The sequence below is a fragment of the Tsukamurella paurometabola DSM 20162 genome, assembly GCF_000092225.1.
Classification (GTDB): Bacteria; Actinomycetota; Actinomycetes; order Mycobacteriales; family Mycobacteriaceae; genus Tsukamurella; species Tsukamurella paurometabola.
In genome coordinates this window covers 2,166,056-2,183,771 of the sequence record NC_014158.1, presented here as the reverse complement: position 1 = coordinate 2,183,771, position 17,716 = coordinate 2,166,056, and the positions used below count along the sequence as shown (strand labels likewise).

19 protein-coding genes are annotated in these 17,716 nt (G+C 68.4%); 5 read left to right on the top strand and 14 right to left on the bottom strand.

The annotated features are described in order from the left end of the window. Nucleotides 1-59 precede the first annotated feature (59 nt). The 3 genes from TPAU_RS10490 to TPAU_RS10480 are packed head-to-tail and all read left to right on the top strand — an operon-like array spanning nt 60 to nt 2,450. Complete coding sequence (locus tag TPAU_RS10490) at nt 60-1,247, top strand: TDT family transporter (RefSeq protein ID WP_013126728.1); 1,188 nt, start codon at nt 60-62, stop codon at nt 1,245-1,247. 28 nt (nt 1,248-1,275) lie between these two features. Continuing rightward, nucleotides 1,276-1,875 (top strand): hypothetical protein, encoded by a 600-nt coding sequence (locus TPAU_RS10485; protein WP_013126727.1) that lies wholly within the window; start codon nt 1,276-1,278, stop codon nt 1,873-1,875. Next, entirely contained in the window at nt 1,872-2,450 is a 579-nt protein-coding gene (locus TPAU_RS10480) for a hypothetical protein (RefSeq protein ID WP_013126726.1), read from the top strand. Before TPAU_RS10485 ends, TPAU_RS10480 begins: the two co-directional genes overlap by 4 nt. A gap of 1 nt (nt 2,451) precedes the next feature. Here TPAU_RS10480 and TPAU_RS10475 read toward each other — a convergent pair whose 3' ends face one another. From TPAU_RS10475 to TPAU_RS10455, 5 genes are all read right to left on the bottom strand, one after another. Beyond that, nucleotides 2,452-3,657, bottom strand: coding sequence for an SPFH domain-containing protein (locus TPAU_RS10475; RefSeq protein WP_013126725.1), 1,206 nt, complete (start codon nt 3,655-3,657; stop codon nt 2,452-2,454). Between the two features lie 31 nt (nt 3,658-3,688). Continuing rightward, nucleotides 3,689-4,120, bottom strand: coding sequence for an NfeD family protein (locus TPAU_RS10470; RefSeq protein ID WP_013126724.1), 432 nt, complete (start codon nt 4,118-4,120; stop codon nt 3,689-3,691). A 96-nt stretch (nt 4,121-4,216) separates the two neighbouring features. Continuing rightward, the gene (locus TPAU_RS10465; protein ID WP_013126723.1) at nt 4,217-4,984 is read right to left on the bottom strand and encodes a DUF4873 domain-containing protein; all 768 of its coding nucleotides are present in this window, start codon (nt 4,982-4,984) and stop codon (nt 4,217-4,219) included. Beyond that, nucleotides 4,981-5,886, bottom strand: coding sequence for an AurF N-oxygenase family protein (locus TPAU_RS10460; protein ID WP_013126722.1), 906 nt, complete (start codon nt 5,884-5,886; stop codon nt 4,981-4,983). Before TPAU_RS10460 ends, TPAU_RS10465 begins: the two co-directional genes overlap by 4 nt. Before the next feature lie 69 nt (nt 5,887-5,955). After that, a complete protein-coding gene (locus TPAU_RS10455; protein WP_013126721.1) occupies nt 5,956-6,576 on the bottom strand; it encodes a TetR/AcrR family transcriptional regulator in 621 nt (206 codons plus the stop codon). Between the two features lie 96 nt (nt 6,577-6,672). Between TPAU_RS10455 and TPAU_RS10450 the strand changes: the two genes are divergently transcribed. Continuing rightward, the gene (locus tag TPAU_RS10450) at nt 6,673-7,599 is read left to right on the top strand and encodes a hypothetical protein (RefSeq protein ID WP_013126720.1); all 927 of its coding nucleotides are present in this window, start codon (nt 6,673-6,675) and stop codon (nt 7,597-7,599) included. Here the strand turns inward: TPAU_RS10450 and TPAU_RS10445 are convergent. Further along, nucleotides 7,580-8,401 carry a DUF3097 domain-containing protein gene (locus TPAU_RS10445; protein WP_013126719.1) on the bottom strand — a complete coding sequence of 274 codons (822 nt, stop codon included), beginning with the start codon at nt 8,399-8,401 and terminating at the stop codon, nt 7,580-7,582. The two genes, TPAU_RS10450 and TPAU_RS10445, sit on opposite strands and share 20 nt — an antisense overlap. 139 nt (nt 8,402-8,540) lie before the next feature. Here TPAU_RS10445 and TPAU_RS10440 point away from each other — a divergent pair, with 139 nt between their 5' ends. Continuing rightward, nucleotides 8,541-9,320, top strand: coding sequence for a hypothetical protein (locus tag TPAU_RS10440; protein WP_115329607.1), 780 nt, complete (start codon nt 8,541-8,543; stop codon nt 9,318-9,320). Nucleotides 9,321-9,369: 49 nt separating this feature from the next. Here the strand turns inward: TPAU_RS10440 and TPAU_RS10435 are convergent, their stop codons facing one another. The 8 genes from TPAU_RS10435 to TPAU_RS10400 form a co-directional block, all read right to left on the bottom strand. Further along, nucleotides 9,370-10,386 (bottom strand): ferrochelatase, encoded by a 1,017-nt coding sequence (locus TPAU_RS10435; RefSeq protein WP_013126717.1) that lies wholly within the window; start codon nt 10,384-10,386, stop codon nt 9,370-9,372. Nucleotides 10,387-10,389: 3 nt separating this feature from the next. Then, nucleotides 10,390-11,229 (bottom strand): NADH-dependent enoyl-ACP reductase InhA, encoded by an 840-nt coding sequence (gene inhA, locus TPAU_RS10430; protein ID WP_013126716.1) that lies wholly within the window; start codon nt 11,227-11,229, stop codon nt 10,390-10,392. A 52-nt stretch (nt 11,230-11,281) separates the two neighbouring features. Continuing rightward, complete coding sequence (gene fabG1, locus TPAU_RS10425; protein WP_041944379.1) at nt 11,282-12,010, bottom strand: 3-oxoacyl-ACP reductase FabG1; 729 nt, start codon at nt 12,008-12,010, stop codon at nt 11,282-11,284. 69 nt (nt 12,011-12,079) lie between these two features. Then, nucleotides 12,080-13,063, bottom strand: coding sequence for a VWA domain-containing protein (locus tag TPAU_RS10420; protein ID WP_013126714.1), 984 nt, complete (start codon nt 13,061-13,063; stop codon nt 12,080-12,082). Further along, nucleotides 13,064-13,942, bottom strand: coding sequence for a DUF58 domain-containing protein (locus TPAU_RS10415; RefSeq protein ID WP_083773935.1), 879 nt, complete (start codon nt 13,940-13,942; stop codon nt 13,064-13,066). A 57-nt stretch (nt 13,943-13,999) separates the two neighbouring features. Beyond that, the gene (locus TPAU_RS10410; protein WP_013126712.1) at nt 14,000-15,088 is read right to left on the bottom strand and encodes an AAA family ATPase; all 1,089 of its coding nucleotides are present in this window, start codon (nt 15,086-15,088) and stop codon (nt 14,000-14,002) included. A 124-nt stretch (nt 15,089-15,212) separates the two neighbouring features. Then, nucleotides 15,213-16,709 (bottom strand): NlpC/P60 family protein, encoded by a 1,497-nt coding sequence (locus TPAU_RS10405; protein ID WP_013126711.1) that lies wholly within the window; start codon nt 16,707-16,709, stop codon nt 15,213-15,215. A 235-nt stretch (nt 16,710-16,944) separates the two neighbouring features. Next, nucleotides 16,945-17,550 carry an Rv1476 family membrane protein gene (locus TPAU_RS10400; protein WP_013126710.1) on the bottom strand — a complete coding sequence of 202 codons (606 nt, stop codon included), beginning with the start codon at nt 17,548-17,550 and terminating at the stop codon, nt 16,945-16,947. Between the last annotated feature and the right edge of the window lie 166 nt (nt 17,551-17,716).

Genomic DNA, 17,716 nt, shown 5'->3' with positions numbered 1-17,716 from the left:
TGGGTAGATAGTAGAGCTGTGGCTACCGGATCACATGGTGCACGGCCAGAGTGGTCGGCATGCACGCCACGACCACCGATACCGGCGCCGCACTACGCTCGCGGCCGAAGCTGTTGCGTGATCTGAGCTCACCCTGGCACGCGCTGTCGAACCTCACACCGAACTGGTTCGCGTCGGTGATGGGCACCGGCATCATCGCCAATGCTGCCGTGGGCTTGCCCATCCAGGTGCCCGGAGTGCGCACCGCGGCGGCCGCGTTCTGGTCCGTCGCCGTTGCTCTGCTGATGGTCCTCACCGCGGCCACGGTCGCACATTGGGTCCGCTATCCCGCGTTCGCCCGTCGACACCACAGCGATCCCGTGATCGGGAACTTCTACGGGGCCCTAGCGATGGCCTTCCTCACGGTCGGCATCGGTGCGGTAACGGTGGGCCAAGACTGGATCGGACGCACCGCGGCGGTCGCGATGGGGACCGTCCTCTGGGGGATCGGTACCGTGCTGGGCCTGGTGGTCGCCGTGGCACTTCCCGTGCTGATGCATCGCGGTGGACACTATCGTGCGGACCACGCCTTCGCCGGCTGGCTGATGCCCGTCGTCTCCCCCATGGTGACCGCCGCCGCAGGCGCGGTGCTCATGCCCTACGCCCCCGCGGGCGCGCCGCGCTCCGCACTGCTCTGGTTGTGCTACGGCTGCTTCGGCTTCACCGTCATCGCCTCCGCGATCGTTGTCCCGTTGGTGGTGCGGCGCCTGCTGCGCGGACCGTCCTGGACCGCGACCATGGTGCCCACCACGTGGATCGTGCTCGGGCCGCTGGGGCAATCCATCACCGCGGCGAACGGTCTCGGCGCGACCGCTCACCTCGCTGCGCCCCCGGACACCGCCGTCACCCTGCAGCGATGGGGTGTGGAGTACGGGTGGGCCGTCACGGTGGCGGTGCTGATGTGGACCGCCGTGGCACTCGTACTGACCGCGCGTACCGCGTTGGCGACCCCGGAAGGTCTGCCGTATGCACTGACCTGGTGGTCTTTCACGTTCCCAGTCGGCACCTGCGCTACCGGATTCAGCGCCATGTACAAGGCTACCGGTGCGATCGGTTTCGCGGTTCTCGCGATCGTGTTCTTCCTCGGCCTCGTCGCGGGCTGGTGCATCGCCGCTCGCGGCACGCTCACGCGCGCCCTCGTGAGCGGTGCGCTCCTGCGACACCCGGAGCTGACCGAGAGAAATGCGCAAGCCAATACACTTGCTTAAGCCATTCGCAAGTTCATATACTTGCTTCATGTTCGTGGTCACCGCAGATCAACGTCGTAGTCGTACCGATTCCGATCGGGTCGAGGCGGCACGATCGCTACTAGCGTCGCTCGCCTGGCTGCGCCCACCCGACCGCACGGCGGGCGACGAATTGCAGGCCGTCGCGGACGACCCTGCAGTCGCCGTCGACGCAGCCCTCGCACTGCTCACCGACGGGCACTGGAGCATCGGCATCGGGGTCGGTCCGGTCGAGACGCCACTCCCCTCACAGACCCGGGCCGGGCGGGGCCGCGCCTTCGAGGCGGCACGCGACGCGGTCGAGGCGGCCAAGGGAACGGCCGTGCCCGTGCAGGTCCGCGCCGACGATGATGTCGCCGCCGCCCGGGCGCAAGCGATTCTGTCGGTGCTCGGCCTTATCGTGGGCCGCAGATCACGGGAGGGACAGGAGGTGACGGCATTGCTGAACACGGGGATGTCGATCACGGCGGCGGCTGCGGAGCTCGGCGTCTCGCGACAGGCCGCGTCGCAGCGCGCGGCGGCGGCCGGCTGGTCGGTGGAACCCGCCGCGAGGGAGCTGGCCGTCGAATTGCTCGGTGCCGCCGATACCGCAGCGCAGGCGGCATCGTGACCGCCGCGGTGATCGTGGTGCTCCTCATCGCAGCGGCGGCGGGCGTGGTCGCGGCCCGCGCGGGCACAGATGGCAAGGCCGGGCTGATCCGCGCCACCGTGCCCCTGCTCCTCCTCGCCGCCGCCGCAATCCTGGCGCTGGCCGCCCCCGCGACCACGGGATTCGGGTTGGCCGCGGTGCGGGTGGCCGCGGTCATCGCCGCCATGGCCGGCGGCAGTGTCCTGGTGACCGCGACGTTCGCGCTCGCGGGGGCGAACGGGCGGGCGGACGAGAGCGTGCCGGTCAGCGCGGCGGCGCCCGAGACCGACGAGTCCCCGGCCGCGGAGAACGGCGAGACCGTCGAGGAACCACTGCGCGGTGGACTGGCGATAGGGATTCTCGAGCGCGCCGCGATCGCCGTGTGCATTCTGGCCAATTTCGCGGCGGGTCTGGCCGTGATCGTTGCGGCGAAGGGGCTCGCCCGTTACCCCGAACTGCGAAACCCCGGCGCCGCAGAGCAGTTCATCATCGGCACCTTCGTGTCGGTGCTCTGGGCTGCGGGATGCGCCGGGGTCGCAGTGGCGATCAGCAGGTAGGTCAAGCCTCTTCGTGCGGCTCATTCGCGGGGTAGCCGGGCTGCTGCACCTGATACGGCGAGGGCTGCGCCGGCGTCACGGGAAGCGGCGCGGTCATCGGTTCGGGTGTCACGTTCGGGGTGCGGGGCGCGCTGAGCGGGTCGGGTGCCTGCTCGGTGACCACGACGGGCGCGACCGGCTCAGGATTGTCGAACCAGCCTTCGGTATCGATCCGATCGCGTGCCGCGGGCTGCGGCTCTTCGGTCGGTTCGAATCGGAAGACGCCGTCGGCCCCCTGCGTGCCCAGGTTGCGCATGAACCCCTGCAGCGCCGCGTTGAAATCGCTCGGCACCACCCACACCTTGTTCGCATCGCCCTGCGCCATCTCGGGGAGAGTCTGCAGGTATTGGTAGGCAAGCAATTCCGGGGTGGGGCGGCCCGATTTGATAGCGGAGAACGTGGTCTCGATGGCCTTCGCCTCGCCCTGCGCCTCCAAATAGGAGGCGGCCCGGCGGCCCTCCGCACGGAGGATCTCGGCCTGCCGGTCGGCCTCGGCGGCGAGAATCGCCGCCTGACGCTCGCCCTCGGCGAGCAGGATCCGGCTCGCCTTATCACCCTCGGCCGACTTGATCGCCGCTTCCCGGTGTCCCTCGGCGGAGAGGATGGTGGCCCGCTTCTCGCGGTCCGCCTTCATCTGCTTCTCCATCGACTCCTGGATGGTCGGCGGCGGGAAGATGGACTTGAGCTCCACCCGCGCCACCCGCAGGCCCCAGCGCGATGTCGCTTCGTCGAGCACGCCGCGGAGCTGGCCGTTGATCTTCTCACGCGAGGTGAGGGTCTCCTCGAGCGTCATCCCGCCCACCACATTGCGCAACGTGGTGGTGGTGATCTGCTCGACACCGACCACGTAGTTGCTGATCTCGTAGACCGCGGCTTCCGGCCGGGTCACCTGGAAGTAGACGACGGTATCGATCTGAACCGTCAGATTGTCCTGCGTGATCACCGGTTGTGGCGGGAAGGACACCACCTGCTCGCGCAGATCGACCCGCGCACGCACGGTGTCGATGAACGGGATCAGCAGAGCCAGTTGTCCGGACACGGTTCGGGTGTACCGGCCTAGGCGCTCGATGACGGCGGCCTGGGCCTGCGGCACCAGGACGAGCGATTTGAACAGGATGAATGCCGCGGCGATGATCAAGAGGACGAGTACGGCGATGCCGATTTCCATTGTCTTCCTTTCGTACCGGGTGGTCCCGGCGTCAGCTGTCCACGACGATGGCGACGGCACCGTCGATTTCGACGATCGTCACCTCGACTCCGGCGGGGATCGGCGCACCGTCGTAGGGTGTCCGAGCCGACCACTCCTCACCTCCGACCAGCACTCGGCCTCCCCCGCCGGTGACCTCGGCCGAGACCACGGCCTTCATGCCGGGCAACGATTCCAGATACGACGGCGCATCGGCCCGCCTGGCCTCGACGTATCGGCGCAGCGGCGGCCTGGCGAGCACGAGCAACAGCACCGACGAGACGGCGAACACCACTCCCTGTGCCCAGAGCGGAAGCGTGAAGAGCCCGGTGGCGCCGGCAGTGATGAGCGCGCCGCCGCCGAGCATGAGCAGCGTGAATTCGCCGGCCGCCGTCTCCGCAACGGCCAGCAGGACCGCTCCGATGAGCCACAGCGCCGCTGCCATACCTCCGATCCTGCCAGAAGTCGGACATCGGCGGTGTCACCCGGAGCGGAGTATCCGATCATCGCCGACGGGATCCGCCGCCCCTGTGATGCCGGACTACAGCGGGAAAGGCGGGGCACCGACTCCGACGAGCCGGTAGGTACCCCAGACGGTCTTATCGGTGACCAGCGCAGGGCTGCCGTCGCCGTCGCCCACCGCCACGGTGACGCTGCCGCGGGGCATCTTCTTCAGTGCCGCACCGATCTCCAGATCGTCGACGGTGCCGTACCAGTGGTAGTTGCCGTCAAGAGGTTCGAGGTGTCCGGCCAGGCGCACCGGTGAGGTGGCCTCGTAATCGCCGGATCGGAGCACCGCTTCGCCGGCGTAGACGCCCTCGTCGCGGATGTGCTCGTTCGACAGGTCGACCGCATCGCGGTCCGGTTTCGCTGGATTGCGGCGACCCTTGCCGATCCACCGGGCGGTGACCGGTGGCCGCGACATCAGACGAGTCGCCTGTTCTGCGTACGCCCATCGCAGCCAGGTCTGCAGCGTCGCGATCTGCGCCTTCCGTTGCGGCGCTCCTGCGAGCAGGACCAGATTCGGGACACCGTCGATCAGCATGCCCAGGTATGCACGGTCGGCATTGTCAGGCCCCACCGAGAGCGGCGGAGCGACCCGTGGATCCAGAGTGGGAACGTCGATCCGCAGTCCGGCATCGGCCAGCACGATCACGTCGTAATCGGAGGAGCCGGAGGCCGTCGTCAGTGACCACGCGTCGCGATCCTGATGAAATCGCGCCGAGGTCACCTCGGCGGGGGCGATGACGGTCCCGTCCACCCCGGGTACCGCCGATGCGGCGAGAATCGCGGTACGAGGGCCGCTCACGCGAGGAATCCTGCCTTCTTCCACGACCACCGCGCGATCGGCCCCATCAGACCGACCGATTCGAGGAACCGGCCCAGGTCGCGGAAGCCCTCCTGCTTGGCCTTGCGGTGGTGCGGATTCGTGATGGCGGCACGGTAAGCGGCCTTGGCATCAAGACCGACGCGTGCGTACATCCGCGGATTCGCGAAAAGCATGCGGAAACCGAAGGCCGCGAGTGCGTGCAGGTTCCCGACGAGCAGAGTTTGAGCTCGGCTGCGGCTGGCGACACCGCGGCGGGCGCCGTCGCGGGCGTAGCCGATGTGCCGTGCCTCCTCGGTGACGTGGATCTGCATGAGGCGGGCCACGATCGGCTGCAGTTCGGGATCGTCCTTGATCTGACGCTGTTGGGCGTCGAAGATCTCCTCGCCCACGAGTGCCGCGATCCACACCGCCTGGCCGCGAATCACTGGCGCCAGCGCGTACTTCACCACGGCGAGCTGCCACCCACGCAGCCGGAACGGGCGGGTGCCGATCCGATCGATCACCTTGCCGAACATCACCATGTGGCGACACTCGTCGCCCATCTCGGTCAGCGAGTAGAACGAATCACGCGAGGTGGGGTCGGCGGAGAGCAACTCGCGGAGCAGGAGTCGGTTGAGCAGATTCTCGAACCAGATGCCCATCGACAGCAGATTCGTGATCTCCTGCTTGGACAGCTCGATCCGCTGCTGCTCGGTCATCTGCTCCCAGATCTGCGTGCCGTACAGGGTGCACATGTGGGGCGGCAGGAAGTACCTGTCGGGATCGATCGGAGCATCCCAGTCGATATCGACGACGGGCGCGTACGAGCGTTTGACGGAGCCGCCGAGCAGGCGGTCGGCGACGTTCTCGCGGGTGCGTTCCGGCAGAGTCGTGTCGGTCATGCGGCGAACGTAACATCAATGCCAGACAGAGTCCAGCATTCTGTCTATATCAGCAGGTTGCAGGCCCGCCTACTCGGCGAATTGCGCCCTGGCGGGCAACACGAACATCTCCGCGTAGCGCCGTCCTGCTTCCAGGTTCGCCGAGCTCGGGCCGGTCTGTCCGGGCTCGTCGACCGCGTCGGCGACCGGCGCCAGCGGGGTGAGCAAGAGCGAATGGAGCTGTCGTACGAAGAAGTCCGCGAAGGCTTCGACATCGGCACCGTCGCGGTATTCACCGCGCCGGATCTCGCGCAGGAAGAACTTCCGCCCCTGTTGCATCTGGGGCGAATCGCCGTGCACGTACGGCAGGAGCAAGCTGGGGCTCACCGCGAGGACTCGCTGCAGCGCACGGTGCTCCCGCAGGTAGGCGTAGGCGTAAGCGAACCCGGCAGCGAGCCGCTCGCGATTGTCCTCGATCCCGTCGGCGTAGTCGTGAATCCGGCTGTAGAACTTGTCCAACTCGCTGGCGACCACGGCATCGACCAGCGCCTCCTTGCCGGTGAAGTGCTGGTACAGGGTCGCCCGGGCAAGCCGTGCCCGCTTGGCGAGTGCGCCCATCGAGATCCGGGTCAGCCCCGCCTCGTCCACCCAGTCGAGGGCGGCACGCAGGATCTGCGCGCGGGTATCCGGTCTGGTCTGCGGTGCGGCCACCCGGTGATCGTAATCCGAAACACCCGTGGTGCAGGACCGGAACGCGACCGTGGTTTACGATTACAAATAGTCTATTCGATTGCGCTGAGGGAGACCATGGGAGACCAGGCCACAACCGGGGTCGTATTCGCGTTGATCGCAGTGGCGTATCTCGGGCCGGGGCGGGTCGACGCACTCGGGCGTTTCCGTGAGACACAGCGCTCCCTTCTCGTCGTGGGGTTCCTCATCGCGGTCTTCGGCAACGGCCTACTGGTGTGGGCCACCGAAGCAGAGAAGACGATGTACGGACCCCCGACGTGGGCGGTGACGCTTCCCGTGGCGTGTTCGCTCGTCGTGGTGGCGGCCGCGGTGACGGTCCGAAACCCTTCGTCGCCGCCGCAGCGGATGACCGCGCCCGTGTCACCGGGCCCGCGCGAGCTGATCGGCGTCCCCGCGGTGTGCGCGGTATACGCAGTACTCGCGCTGGCCAAGGTCCTCGACACCGGCAGGCGCAATCGCGACGCGTTCGGTTACGCGCCGACGCTTCCGCCCGCCGTCACCGACCGTTACGCGAACGAGCCCCTGCCGAGGTACGAGACCTACCTGTCCGACCGCTGGGTGATAGCGGCCGCAATCGCCGTCGTCGTGCTGACGTTAGCCACGATCGCCGCCGGACAGGCCATCGTGCGCGACGACGATCCCGATCGCCCGGGGGTGGCGCAGCACGTCGCCCGGCTCGGTGCCGGGGCGGCGCTCATCGCCGGGACCGGCACCGCGCTCTGGGCGTCGAGGGCCGTATCGCGGATCGGCACCGAGAACCGAGAACACTATGACCAGGCCCAGAGATTGCTGATCGAGGCGGGCGTGTCCAACGCCGGCCTCGAGTCACCGCGCGATCTGCAGGGCGCGGCCAGCGCGTTAGAGACTGTGGGGAATCTGCCCAACCTGATCGGCTGGACCCTGATGTTCTTGGTTCTCGGCCGGGTCTTCGTGACCAACGGCATCCGAGATCGACGCGGAGAGGTCAGTTCTCCGGTTCGGTGACGAAATCCACCAGACGTTCGACGGCACCGATCAATGAGGAATCGAGGTCACGGAACGACGTGACCGCGGCCTGAACCCGGCGCCAGCCGTCTTGCGGTGTGCCCCAGCCCAGCCGGGCGCAGGTGCCCGTCTTCCAGTCCTCACCCCGCGGCACATCGGGCCAGGCCGCAATGCCCACCGAAGCCGGCTTCACCGCGGCCCAGATGTCGATGAACGGGTGCCCGGTCACCATCACGTACTTGCCGAGGGACTGGGTCATCCGGGACTCCTTGGAACCGTCGACCAGATGATCGGCAAGCACGCCCACCCGGCGCCCGGGACCGGGACCGAACTCGGCGAGTCGCGCGCCGAGATGGTCAAGCCCTTCCAACTGTTCGACGACCACACCCTCGACCCGGAGATCGTGGCCCCACACCCGCTCGACGATGGCCGCGTCGTGGATGCCCTCCACCCAGATCCGGCTCGGCAGAGCGACCTTCGCCGTCACTTTCTCGACGCGGGTCGAACCGGAGGCGCTGCGCTGCGGCCCGGACGGTGCCTTCGCTCTCGGCTTCACCAGCGTGACGGGCGCGCCGTCGATGAGGAAGGCGGCCTTGCGCATCGCGAACAACCGGACGGCACCGCGGCCGTCCTCGAGCTTGACGAAGTCGCCGTCGTAACTCTTGTCGAATCCGACCACGGCACCGCAGAATCCGGTCGCGGCGTCTTCCACGACCAGATCACGGTCCGCGGGTACCTCGGGAACGGTGCGGGCGCGCTTGCCCGCGTGTCCGGCGTAGATGTCTCCATAGCTGTTCGCCACGGCGCTCAACCGTAGCCGAGACGACGACCCGCATCGCGCAGGACGGGCCCGTGGTTTCTCGACGCGTCCGCGTTAGATCCGAATCGCCGGAGGTCGCCCGTGTCGACCGTCCGGGACAACGGGCCTACCCTTGATGCTCATGACCACCGTGGCAACACTCGCCCGCCGCGCCACCGCGGGGCCCGCGCAAGGCTTCGCGGTGTGGTCGGCGGCGTGGCTGGCCGGTTCGGCCGGGACCGACGATGTGCTCACCGCGCTCGCCGAGTGGGCGCCCGTGCAATCCGTCGTCGACGGCGATCTGCCGGATCTGCTGGCCGAGGTCCGCGCGCTCGATCCGCACGACGTCCGGCTACTGCTCCCCGCTCCCGGGGACGCCCGCGGCCTGCCCGCGGGTACCGACCTGGAGGATGCGGCGATGGCCCGTGGTGAGTTGGTGTTGTTCGACGGCGCGAACGCGACCATTGCGCTGGTGCCCACGCCCGAAGCCGGCGACGTGATGCGCTGGCAGGCATTCGAGCACGTTCCGCCACTGGTGGACCCCGATCCGGTCGCTCTGGGTGCGGCCGAACACTCGCTGCGCGACGCGGTGCGCGAGGCACCGTCGGCCCTGGCGAGCCTGCCCCCGGCGCCGGACGCTTCCGCCGATCCGCGCCGGCTGGTGATGGAGCTGACGCGGTACCTGGGCGCGCATCGGCTGCCGCGCGGCGCCTCGGAGCGTGCGCACCGGGTGCTCGACAGCGCGGGGATGGTGGAGGCGATCCTCTTGGTGGCCGGCGCGGAGAACCCGTACGCCGGACTCACCCTGGCCTCGGCGCAGGGCGGCGACGCCGCCTACCGCGACCTGTGGCGCACGGTCCGCGCCGCCCGCGTCGCCGCCGTCAACGCGGTGTGCCGAGAGGAATTGCGGACGGCGTTCTGACACCGGCGTCCTGCCGGATGATGAACGACCAGCCCACGACAGCCGGCCATCACGAGCGAACGGGCCGCCGCACCGCCGGGCAGCAGCCGACCACGCACGGTGCACCGTCGACGCTGACACCGAGCCCCGCCGACCGGCCGGCGATCGCGTCCTCGATGAGCGTCACCACCATGTCCGCGAATCGAGGATCGGCACTGCATGTGGCGGCGCGGGCGAAGGGCATGCCCAACTCCCCCGCCAATTCCTTGGCCTCGGTGTCCAGGTCCCAGATCACCTCGAGGTGATCGGAGACGAAACCGATGGGTACCACAGCAACACCGGGAATCCGCTCGTCCCAGAGAGATTGGATGTGGTCACAGATGTCGGGTTCGAGCCAGGGCACCTGGGGCGGCCCCGACCGTGACTGCCACACCACATCGTGTTCCGCCGCGCCGATCCGGGCGGCCACATTCGCGGCGGCATCACGGACCTGCCGCGAGTACAGATTCGACGTCCCTGGCGGCCCCGCCGCCTCGTCGGCGGCAGTCGGAATGGAGTGCGCGGTGAACACTAGCCGGGCCCCGAACGGGACCTGATCCAGTGCCGCCTGCGCCGCATCGGCGAAGCAGTCGAGAAACAGCTCGTGATCGGAGAACTGCGGCAGCTTGGTCAATTCCGGCGCTCCCGGACCGACCGTGGCGAGTGCCCGGGCGATGTCCTCGTCGTACTGCCGGCATCCCGAATAGCCGCCCCACGCGGAGGTGGCGAACACGAGGGCGCGCCGTACACCATCGGCCTTCATCTGCGCGACGGTGTCCTCGACCATCGGGTGCCAGTTCCGATTCCCGAAGTACACCGGAAGCGCGTGACCGCGGCGCCCGAGCTCCGCCTCGACGGCGGTGATCAGTTCCCGGTTCTGGGCATTGATCGGCGAGACGCCGCCGAACCGCAGGTAGTGCTGCTCGACGGCGTCCAGTCGTTCCGGTGGTACGCCACGACCCCGCGTGACGTTCTCCAGGAACGGCCGCACATGGTCAGGATGTTCCGGGCCTCCGAACGAAAGCACCAGGAGGGCGTCGTACGTCACGGCTTACTGCGCGTTGATGAAGTCCTCGGGGAACCAGGTGTTGTGGCTGGCGCCGCCGTCGACGTACACGATGGATCCGGTGGTGCCGGGCAGCCAGTCGGACAGCAACGCGCACACGCTCTTGCCCACCACCTCCGGGTCGTCGACGTTCCAGCCGATGGGCGAAGCGCCGTCCCAATAGGTGTTGAGCATGTTGAGCTTCTTGGCATCGTCGGTCGCGGTGCCCGAGATCGCCTTCGCCGCAAGGGTCTTGATCGGACCGGCGGCGACCAGGTTGGAACGGATCTTCTTGGCGTAGCCGACCTCGCGGGCGACGTACCGGTTGACCGACTCCAGGGCCGCCTTCTGCACGCCCATCCAGTTGTAGTCCGGCAGCGCGGTACGGGGATCGAAGTCCATACCCACGATGGAGCCGCCCTCGTTCATCACGGGGAGCACGGCGCGGGCCAGCGAAGCATAACTCCACGCGGAGATCTCGAAGGACTTGGCGACGTCCGGGCCGGGGCCCTCCAGGAAGGGCAGCGCGTCCGGACCCATCAGGGTGCGCGGCGCGAACGCGATGGAGTGAAGCACACCGTCGACGCCCTCGGGCGCGAGCTCGCGGATCTTGTCCGCCAGGGTGCCGAGATACTCCTCGTCGGTGATGTCGAGCGGGATCGCCGGGGGCACCTCCTGCGGGAGGCGCTTGGCGATGCGGTCGATCAGGCGGAGCCGGTCCGGGATGCCGGTGATGATCACCTTGGCGCCCTGCTCCTGGGCCACCTTGGCGGCCGAGAAGGCGATGGAGGCATCGGTGATGATGCCGGTGATCAGGATGGTCTTACCTTCGAGCAGTCCGGTCACGGATCTGCCTCCTTCGTATGATTCGGGGTGCGGGGCTGGTTGTTTCGTGGACCTAGTGGCCCATGCCCAGACCACCGTCGACGTTGATGACGTTGCCGGTCACGTACGCGGAGTCGTCCGAGGCGAGGAACGAGACCACCGCGGCGACCTCCTCGGGCTGGCCGATCCGCTTTGCGGGGATGCCCTGCTTGATCAGCGGCTCGGTCATCTCGGCCGGCAGCTCGCGAGTCATATCGGTATCGATGAGGCCCGGCGCGATCACGTTGGCCGTGATGTTGCGCGAGCCCATCTCCCGGGTGACTGAGCGGGCGAGGCCGATCACGCCGGCCTTCGACGAGGCGTAGTTGGCCTGGCCGCCGGTGCCGGCGAGGCCGACAACCGAGCCGAGATAGATGAAGCGGCCCCAGCGGTTCTTGAGCATGTCGCGGGTGGCGGCCTTGGTGACGCGGAAGGCACCCGTGAGGTTGGCGTTGATGACCTTCTCGAAGCTCTCGACGCTCATGCGCATGACCAGCGTGTCGTCGGTGACGCCGGCGTTGGAGACGACCACCTCGACGGGGCCCTGGTGCTCGGCCACCGCCTTGAAGGCGGCGTCGACCGACTCGGTGTCGGTGACGTCGCACTGCACGCCGAACAGCCCCTCGGGTGCTCCCGAGCCGCGGTGCGTCACGGCCACCTTGTGACCGTCGGCGGCGAGGCGCTGCGCGATAGCGAGGCCGATGCCGCGGTTGCCACCCGTCACGAGCACGGAACGGGGCGTGAAGTCAGAAGAGTTCGACATGGCTGCCAACTTAGCAATCACGCTCACCCGCCGGGAAATCTCGGTCGATCCACCCGCGTGTCAGCGCGGTCACGGCAGGCGTCGGTTCATGCCCACCGCGGCGGCCGCGCCCACGAGGATGATCAGGGTTCCCCACAGCATCCAGATCCGCGAGTTGTCGCCCTTCTGCATCTCCCAGCCGATCTCGTCGCGCAGGCTGCCGTACGCCTCATTGAGGTCGTTGAGCGACGAGGCGGCGAAGAACTGGCCGCCCGACAATTCGGCGATCCGCTTCAGTGAGGCGTCGTCCACCGGGACCGGGATGTTCTGACCGCCGATGTTCACGCTGCCGCTGGTGGTACCGAACGAGATGGTGGAGATGGGTATCCCCTCCTCCTTCGCCTTGCGCGCCGCGGTGAATCCGCCCCGCGGGTCGTCGAGGTCGGTGGGCACGGTCTGCTTACCGTCCGATTCCAGGATGATCCGCGCGGGTGGGGCGTTGTCCTCGCCTCCCAGCACGTCCCGGATGTTCTTGATCGACTGGATCGAGGTGTAGATCCCCTCGCCGGTCGCGGTGCGCTGCGCCAGTTCGAGCTTGTCGACGGCGTTGAGCGCGAGCGTCCGGTCGGGGGTCGGCGAGACCAGGAGAGAAGCCGTGCCCGCGAACGAGACGATGCCGAGGTTCACACCGTTGGGCAGCTCGGTCACGAACTTCTTGGCCGCCTCCTTGGCCGCGGTGAGGCGGTCGGGCTCCACATCGCGGGCCTCCATCGACAACGACACGTCGATCGCGAGCACGACGGTGGCGCGATTACGCGGCACCTTCCGCATAGCCTGCGGCCCCGACAGCGCGACCATCAGCAGCACCAGGCCGATCGCCAGCAGTGCGATCGGGACGTGCTTCCACCGGTTCGTGCCGGGCGGCGCCACCGAGTCGAGCACCGACGTGTTCGCGAACTTCAGTGTCCGCTTCTGTCTCCGGCGTTCGTTGTAGACGTAACCGGCGAGCAGTGCGGCGACGAGCAGGATGCCGAGCAGCCAGATCGGGTTCGCGAGCGAGGTCAATCCACCCATCTAGGAAGCACCCGCCAATCCGCGCCGGCGCGCGGCGACGAACCGCCCGATATCGGCGAGCCAATCGCGGTCTGTGCGCAGTTCCAGCACAGGCGCGCCGACGCCGCGCAGCGTGCGGGCCACGTCCTGACGGTGCTTCTGCGCAGCATCGGCGAACCGTGCCTGCAACTCCGGGGTCACGGTGAGTTCGCGCACCGCGCCCGTCTCGGCGTCGCGGAGCGCGATCTCCCCGACATCGGGCAGCTCCACATCGCGGGGGTCGAGCACTTCGACGGCCAGGACCTCGTGCTTGGCGGCCAGGCCGCGCAGCTCACGGACGTAGTCGATGTCGCCGAGGAAGTCGCTGATCACCACGATCAGGCCGCGGGGCTGTTCCGGGCGGCGCAGCGAGTCCAGCGCTCCTCGCAGGTCGCCGCGGGTGCCCTCGATCGCGCGCGGGGCCCCGGCGATCGTGCGCAGCACCAGCTGCCGGTGCGCGCGGCCGGCGCGGGGCTGCACCCGCAGTGTGGTGGATCCGTTGGTGACGATGCAGCCGACCCGGTTGGCGGCCCCCGCCACCAAGTGGGTGACCGCCGCGGACGCCGCGACGGCGAGGTCGCGCTTCGTGCCGCTCACGGAGCCGAAGTCCATCGACGCCGACAGGTCGACCACGATCCAGGTCTGCAGTTCGCGGTCGGCGATCATCTGTCGCACGTGCGGGTGCGTCGTGCGTGCGGTGACCGACCAGTCCATGAGCCGGACGTCGTCGCCGGGCGTGTACGGGCGGGACTCGCCCGGTTCGGAACCGGGGCCGGGCAACAGGCCCTGATGGTCGCCCTTGAGGACGCCGTCGAGGCGGCGGCGGACCAGCAGCTCGAGCGTCTTGAGCGACGCTTTCATGCGGGTCTCGTCGACCTCGCCGCCGGCGAAGCTCGGGAGCGGGGCGGAGGACACGGATCAGCCCTGCGGGTGGGTCGCCTGCTGCGCGGCGGGCTGCTGCTGCACCGCCGGCTGCTGCGGGTAGGTCGGCGCCGCTTGTTGCGGCACCGACTGGCCCACGACCTGAGGGAGCGCGACCGTCTGCAGTACGCGGGTGATGGCCTGATCGGCGGTCACCTCGTCGGCCAGGGCGTCGTAGCTCATCACCAGGCGGTGGCGCAGCACGTCCGGGATGATCTCGACGACGTCCTGCGGAACCACGTAATCGCGGCCGCGCAACAGCGCCAGGGCACGAGCCGCGGCGACGATGCCGAGGGTGGCACGCGGTGACGCGCCGTAGGTGATCCAGGAGGCGACGTCGTCGAGTCCGAACTCGCGGGGGGTTCGGGTCGCGGCGATCACCCGCACCACGTAGTCGACGAGGGCGTGATGCACGAAGACCTCGCTGGCCGCGCGTTGCAGCCGGATGATCGTCGCCGGGTCGAGCACCTGCGAGGCGGTGGGCGGCGTGGTGCCCATGCGATAGACGATCTCGCGCTCCTCCTCGACGGAGGGATAGCCCACGACCACCTTGAACAGGAACCGGTCGCGCTGCGCCTCGGGCAGCGGATACACACCCTCGTTCTCGATCGGGTTCTGCGTGGCCAGCACGAGGAAGGGGTCGGGCATCGGGAAGGTCTGGCCACCGATCGACACCTTGCGTTCGGCCATCACCTCGAGCAGGGCGGACTGCACCTTGGCGGGCGCGCGGTTGATCTCGTCGGCGAGCAGGAAGTTCGCCGACACCGGGCCGATCTCCGTGTCGAACTGTTCCTTGCCCTGCCGGTAGATGCGAGTACCGACGAGGTCGGACGGCACCAGGTCGGGGGTGAACTGGATGCGCGAGAACGACCCGCCGACCACCGTCGCGAACGTCTCCACCGCGAGCGTCTTGGCGACGCCCGGCACGCCCTCGAGCAGGACGTGGCCCTTCGCGAGCATGCCGACCAGGATCCGCTCCACGAGCTGGTCCTGGCCAACGATCACTCGCTTGACCTCGTAGACCGCCCGCTCCAGCAGCTTGACCTCATCGCTCGATGCGGTGTCGCGCCCCTGAGAGTGAGTCACGCAAGTCCCCTTCGTCGTCTCGTCCCCCGGCCCTGTTGCGGACCATGTCGACAGCCCGCTCCGGGCTCGTCATCCGAGGGTACGCAATCCTCGGACGAATCCGGTGGGACCGGCGCGTCGCGCGTCAGCTGTTGATGACGCGGACGACGGTGGACAGGAACGTCGAGGCGTCGAAGGGTGCCACGCGGACCGCGCCGCCGGACTGCGGCGATTCCAGGATCTGATTGTTGCCGAGGTAGATCGCAACGTGCTGGGTGCCGCCGGGGCCGCGGAAGACCATATCGCCGCGCTTGATCTGGCTGATCGGGTACTGCTTGCCGGTGGTGTACTGGTACCCCGAGTACTTGGGCAGGGCGATACCGACGGCCGCGAAGGCGTAGGCGGTGAAGCCCGAGCAATCGAATCCGATGCGGTTGTAGTCGCCGAAGCTGTCGGCGACGCCGCCGTCGCGGACTCCCCGGGTGGCACCCCAGGCGTTGCCGCCACCCCAGGCGTACTGCACGCCGATGACGGACATGCCGCGGGCGATGACGGCATCGATCGCTTGAGCGCCGGTCATGTTCGCCGCGCTGGCGATGGCCTGCGGGGACGGCGCGGGCACGGCGGGCTGTGCGGGCTGGGCCGTCGATGCGGTCGCCGCGGCGGGCTGCGCTGCGGCCGCAGTGATGCCGAACATCGACGTCGCCTGGTTGACCAGGTTCTGGGCGAACGTGCGTGCCCCGGCCAGCGGATCGGCGGTATTGACAGTGGCGCCACCGGCGGGGGTCGCGGACCCGGCAGCGGGTGCCGCACCAGGAACGGTCGGCACGGCAGCTGCACCGGGAGCGGTCACCGTCTGGGTCTGCTGCTCGTCGACGACGTACTGCGCGTACACCCGCTGCTGCTCGGCGCGGTCGTCGGCGCGTTTGGCGGAGTCGAGCGCCTTCTGCGCGAGTTCCCGCTGCGCCGTGAGCGTCGCCTGCTCCTGCTCCTGGGTGTTCAGCGAAGCGACAGCGGTGGTGATCGAGTCTTCGGCTGCCTTCTTGCGGTCGGCCGCAGCGGCGGTGGCCGCATCGGCCTGGACCTTCGCGGCGCGAGCCGCGGTGCGCGACGCCTCGGCACGTGCCTTGGCGGCCTTGAGGTCGCCGAGGGCCGCGCGCTGCTTATCCGCAACGATCCGCAGGGTGGTCGCGCGTTCGAGCGTGGCGTTGGGGTCTTCTCCGCCGAGCGTGTTGACCAGCGCGCCGGCGTTGTTGCCCTGCTGGTACGCGGCACGCACCATCTGGTCGAATTTCTCCTGCGCCGCCTGGATCCGGGTGTCCGACTGTGCCACGGCGCCCTCCGAGACCTTGATCGCGCCCGCAGCCGCGGAGGCGGCGTTCTGCGCGGACTGCAGGTCGACGACGGACTGGTTGACCGATTGCCGCTTGGTGGCGACATCGTCGCGAAGGTTGGCGATCTTCTGATCGGCCTGCGCGATCTTGTCCACGAGCGCCGCGACCACGTTGCCGGGTGCGGTCGCATCGCCGACCGGTTCGGCGGCCACGGAAGCGAAGGTGCCCACGGCCAGCGAGCCCGTGGTGACGGCCGCGAAGAGCGACCGCACGGCGAAGGTGGTGGCGGAGTGTGCCGTACGCCTCAAGGGTGTCTCCTCAGTCTGCGTTCACGCCCAATGAGTACGCGTTTACAACACGCACAACATTAGTTCCATGAGTACCGTACGACACTTTGGCAACAAGAGAAAACACGAAAGCCTGAATTACATTGATGTGAGCCCAGCCGCACGCAGTTGACCTGCTTCGATGATTTAACCGAGAGGAATTGCCAGTATCCCTCCGGCCGCGAAGTTACAGCGGTGGAATTATCGAATGAATGCGCTATGGCGCGGTCGAAGAATGGGACACATCATCGACTGCGTCAGTCTGATCCGGTCGGAGCCCTGCGGCGCGCCGGGCGGCATCCACCTCGCGGCTACGGTTGCGTGTGATCACCCGGGCTACGCCTGCGAGCACGGCGACGAACAGGACCAGGGCCACGGTGAAGCCCGCCCACGGGAAGGTCGCGTTATCGGCGATATCCACGAAATCCCGGGCGGCCGCCGGCGGGTTGTTCAGCGTCAGGCCGGTCGGCTTGTGACCGTCCTGCGCCTTCTCGATCTGATACCGGCTGAGCTGACCGGTCGAGAATCCCGCCACCTGAGTCGGCGACATCACGAGCACCGACATCGTGCCGCCCTCCTGCTTGGCGAGCTCGGTTCCGAGATCGCGGAGCGAGGTATCGGGCCGGTAGTCATGCGCCAGCACGATCACCTTGAAGTTCTCGATCCCCTTGGCCTCGGCGTCCTTGACCACGGCCGCCACCTGAGACTCCATCCCCTGGTACGCGGGGTTGAGGATGGCCACGCCGCCGTCGGCGAGGTCGGCCTTGAGCGCGGTCATGTCCACGTCGGTCGGCACTTCGGTGAGAATCGGCAGGGGGCCCATGACCTCAGGCTACGACACGCCCCCGCGCACCCCGCGGACAAGGCAGAATGAGCACCGTCCGCCGAGTGTCGGCCCCCGCGATCTCACAGGACAAGCGTACTGTATTATGGATTTCACGCACCGACACAGCCCGTCGGTGCACACCACACAACGTTGAGTGGAGCTG

Bases quoted from the DNA above. Each gene is read 5' to 3' on its own strand.
- fabG1 (WP_041944379.1), bottom strand. From the start codon at position 12,010: ATGTCGAACTCTTCTGACTTCACGCCCCGTTCCGTGCTCGTGACGGGT.
- TPAU_RS10415 (WP_083773935.1), bottom strand. From the start codon at position 13,942: ATGAAAGCGTCGCTCAAGACGCTCGAGCTGCTGGTCCGCCGCCGCCTC.
- TPAU_RS10490 (WP_013126728.1), top strand. From the start codon at position 60: ATGCACGCCACGACCACCGATACCGGCGCCGCACTACGCTCGCGGCCG.
- TPAU_RS10470 (WP_013126724.1), bottom strand. From the start codon at position 4,120: ATGGCAGCGGCGCTGTGGCTCATCGGAGCGGTCCTGCTGGCCGTTGCG.
- TPAU_RS10400 (WP_013126710.1), bottom strand. From the start codon at position 17,550: ATGGGCCCCCTGCCGATTCTCACCGAAGTGCCGACCGACGTGGACATG.
- TPAU_RS10450 (WP_013126720.1), top strand. From the start codon at position 6,673: ATGGGAGACCAGGCCACAACCGGGGTCGTATTCGCGTTGATCGCAGTG.
- TPAU_RS10460 (WP_013126722.1), bottom strand. From the start codon at position 5,886: ATGACCGACACGACTCTGCCGGAACGCACCCGCGAGAACGTCGCCGAC.
- TPAU_RS10485 (WP_013126727.1), top strand. From the start codon at position 1,276: ATGTTCGTGGTCACCGCAGATCAACGTCGTAGTCGTACCGATTCCGAT.
- TPAU_RS10440 (WP_115329607.1), top strand. From the start codon at position 8,541: ATGACCACCGTGGCAACACTCGCCCGCCGCGCCACCGCGGGGCCCGCG.
- TPAU_RS10475 (WP_013126725.1), bottom strand. From the start codon at position 3,657: ATGGAAATCGGCATCGCCGTACTCGTCCTCTTGATCATCGCCGCGGCA.
- TPAU_RS10420 (WP_013126714.1), bottom strand. From the start codon at position 13,063: ATGGGTGGATTGACCTCGCTCGCGAACCCGATCTGGCTGCTCGGCATC.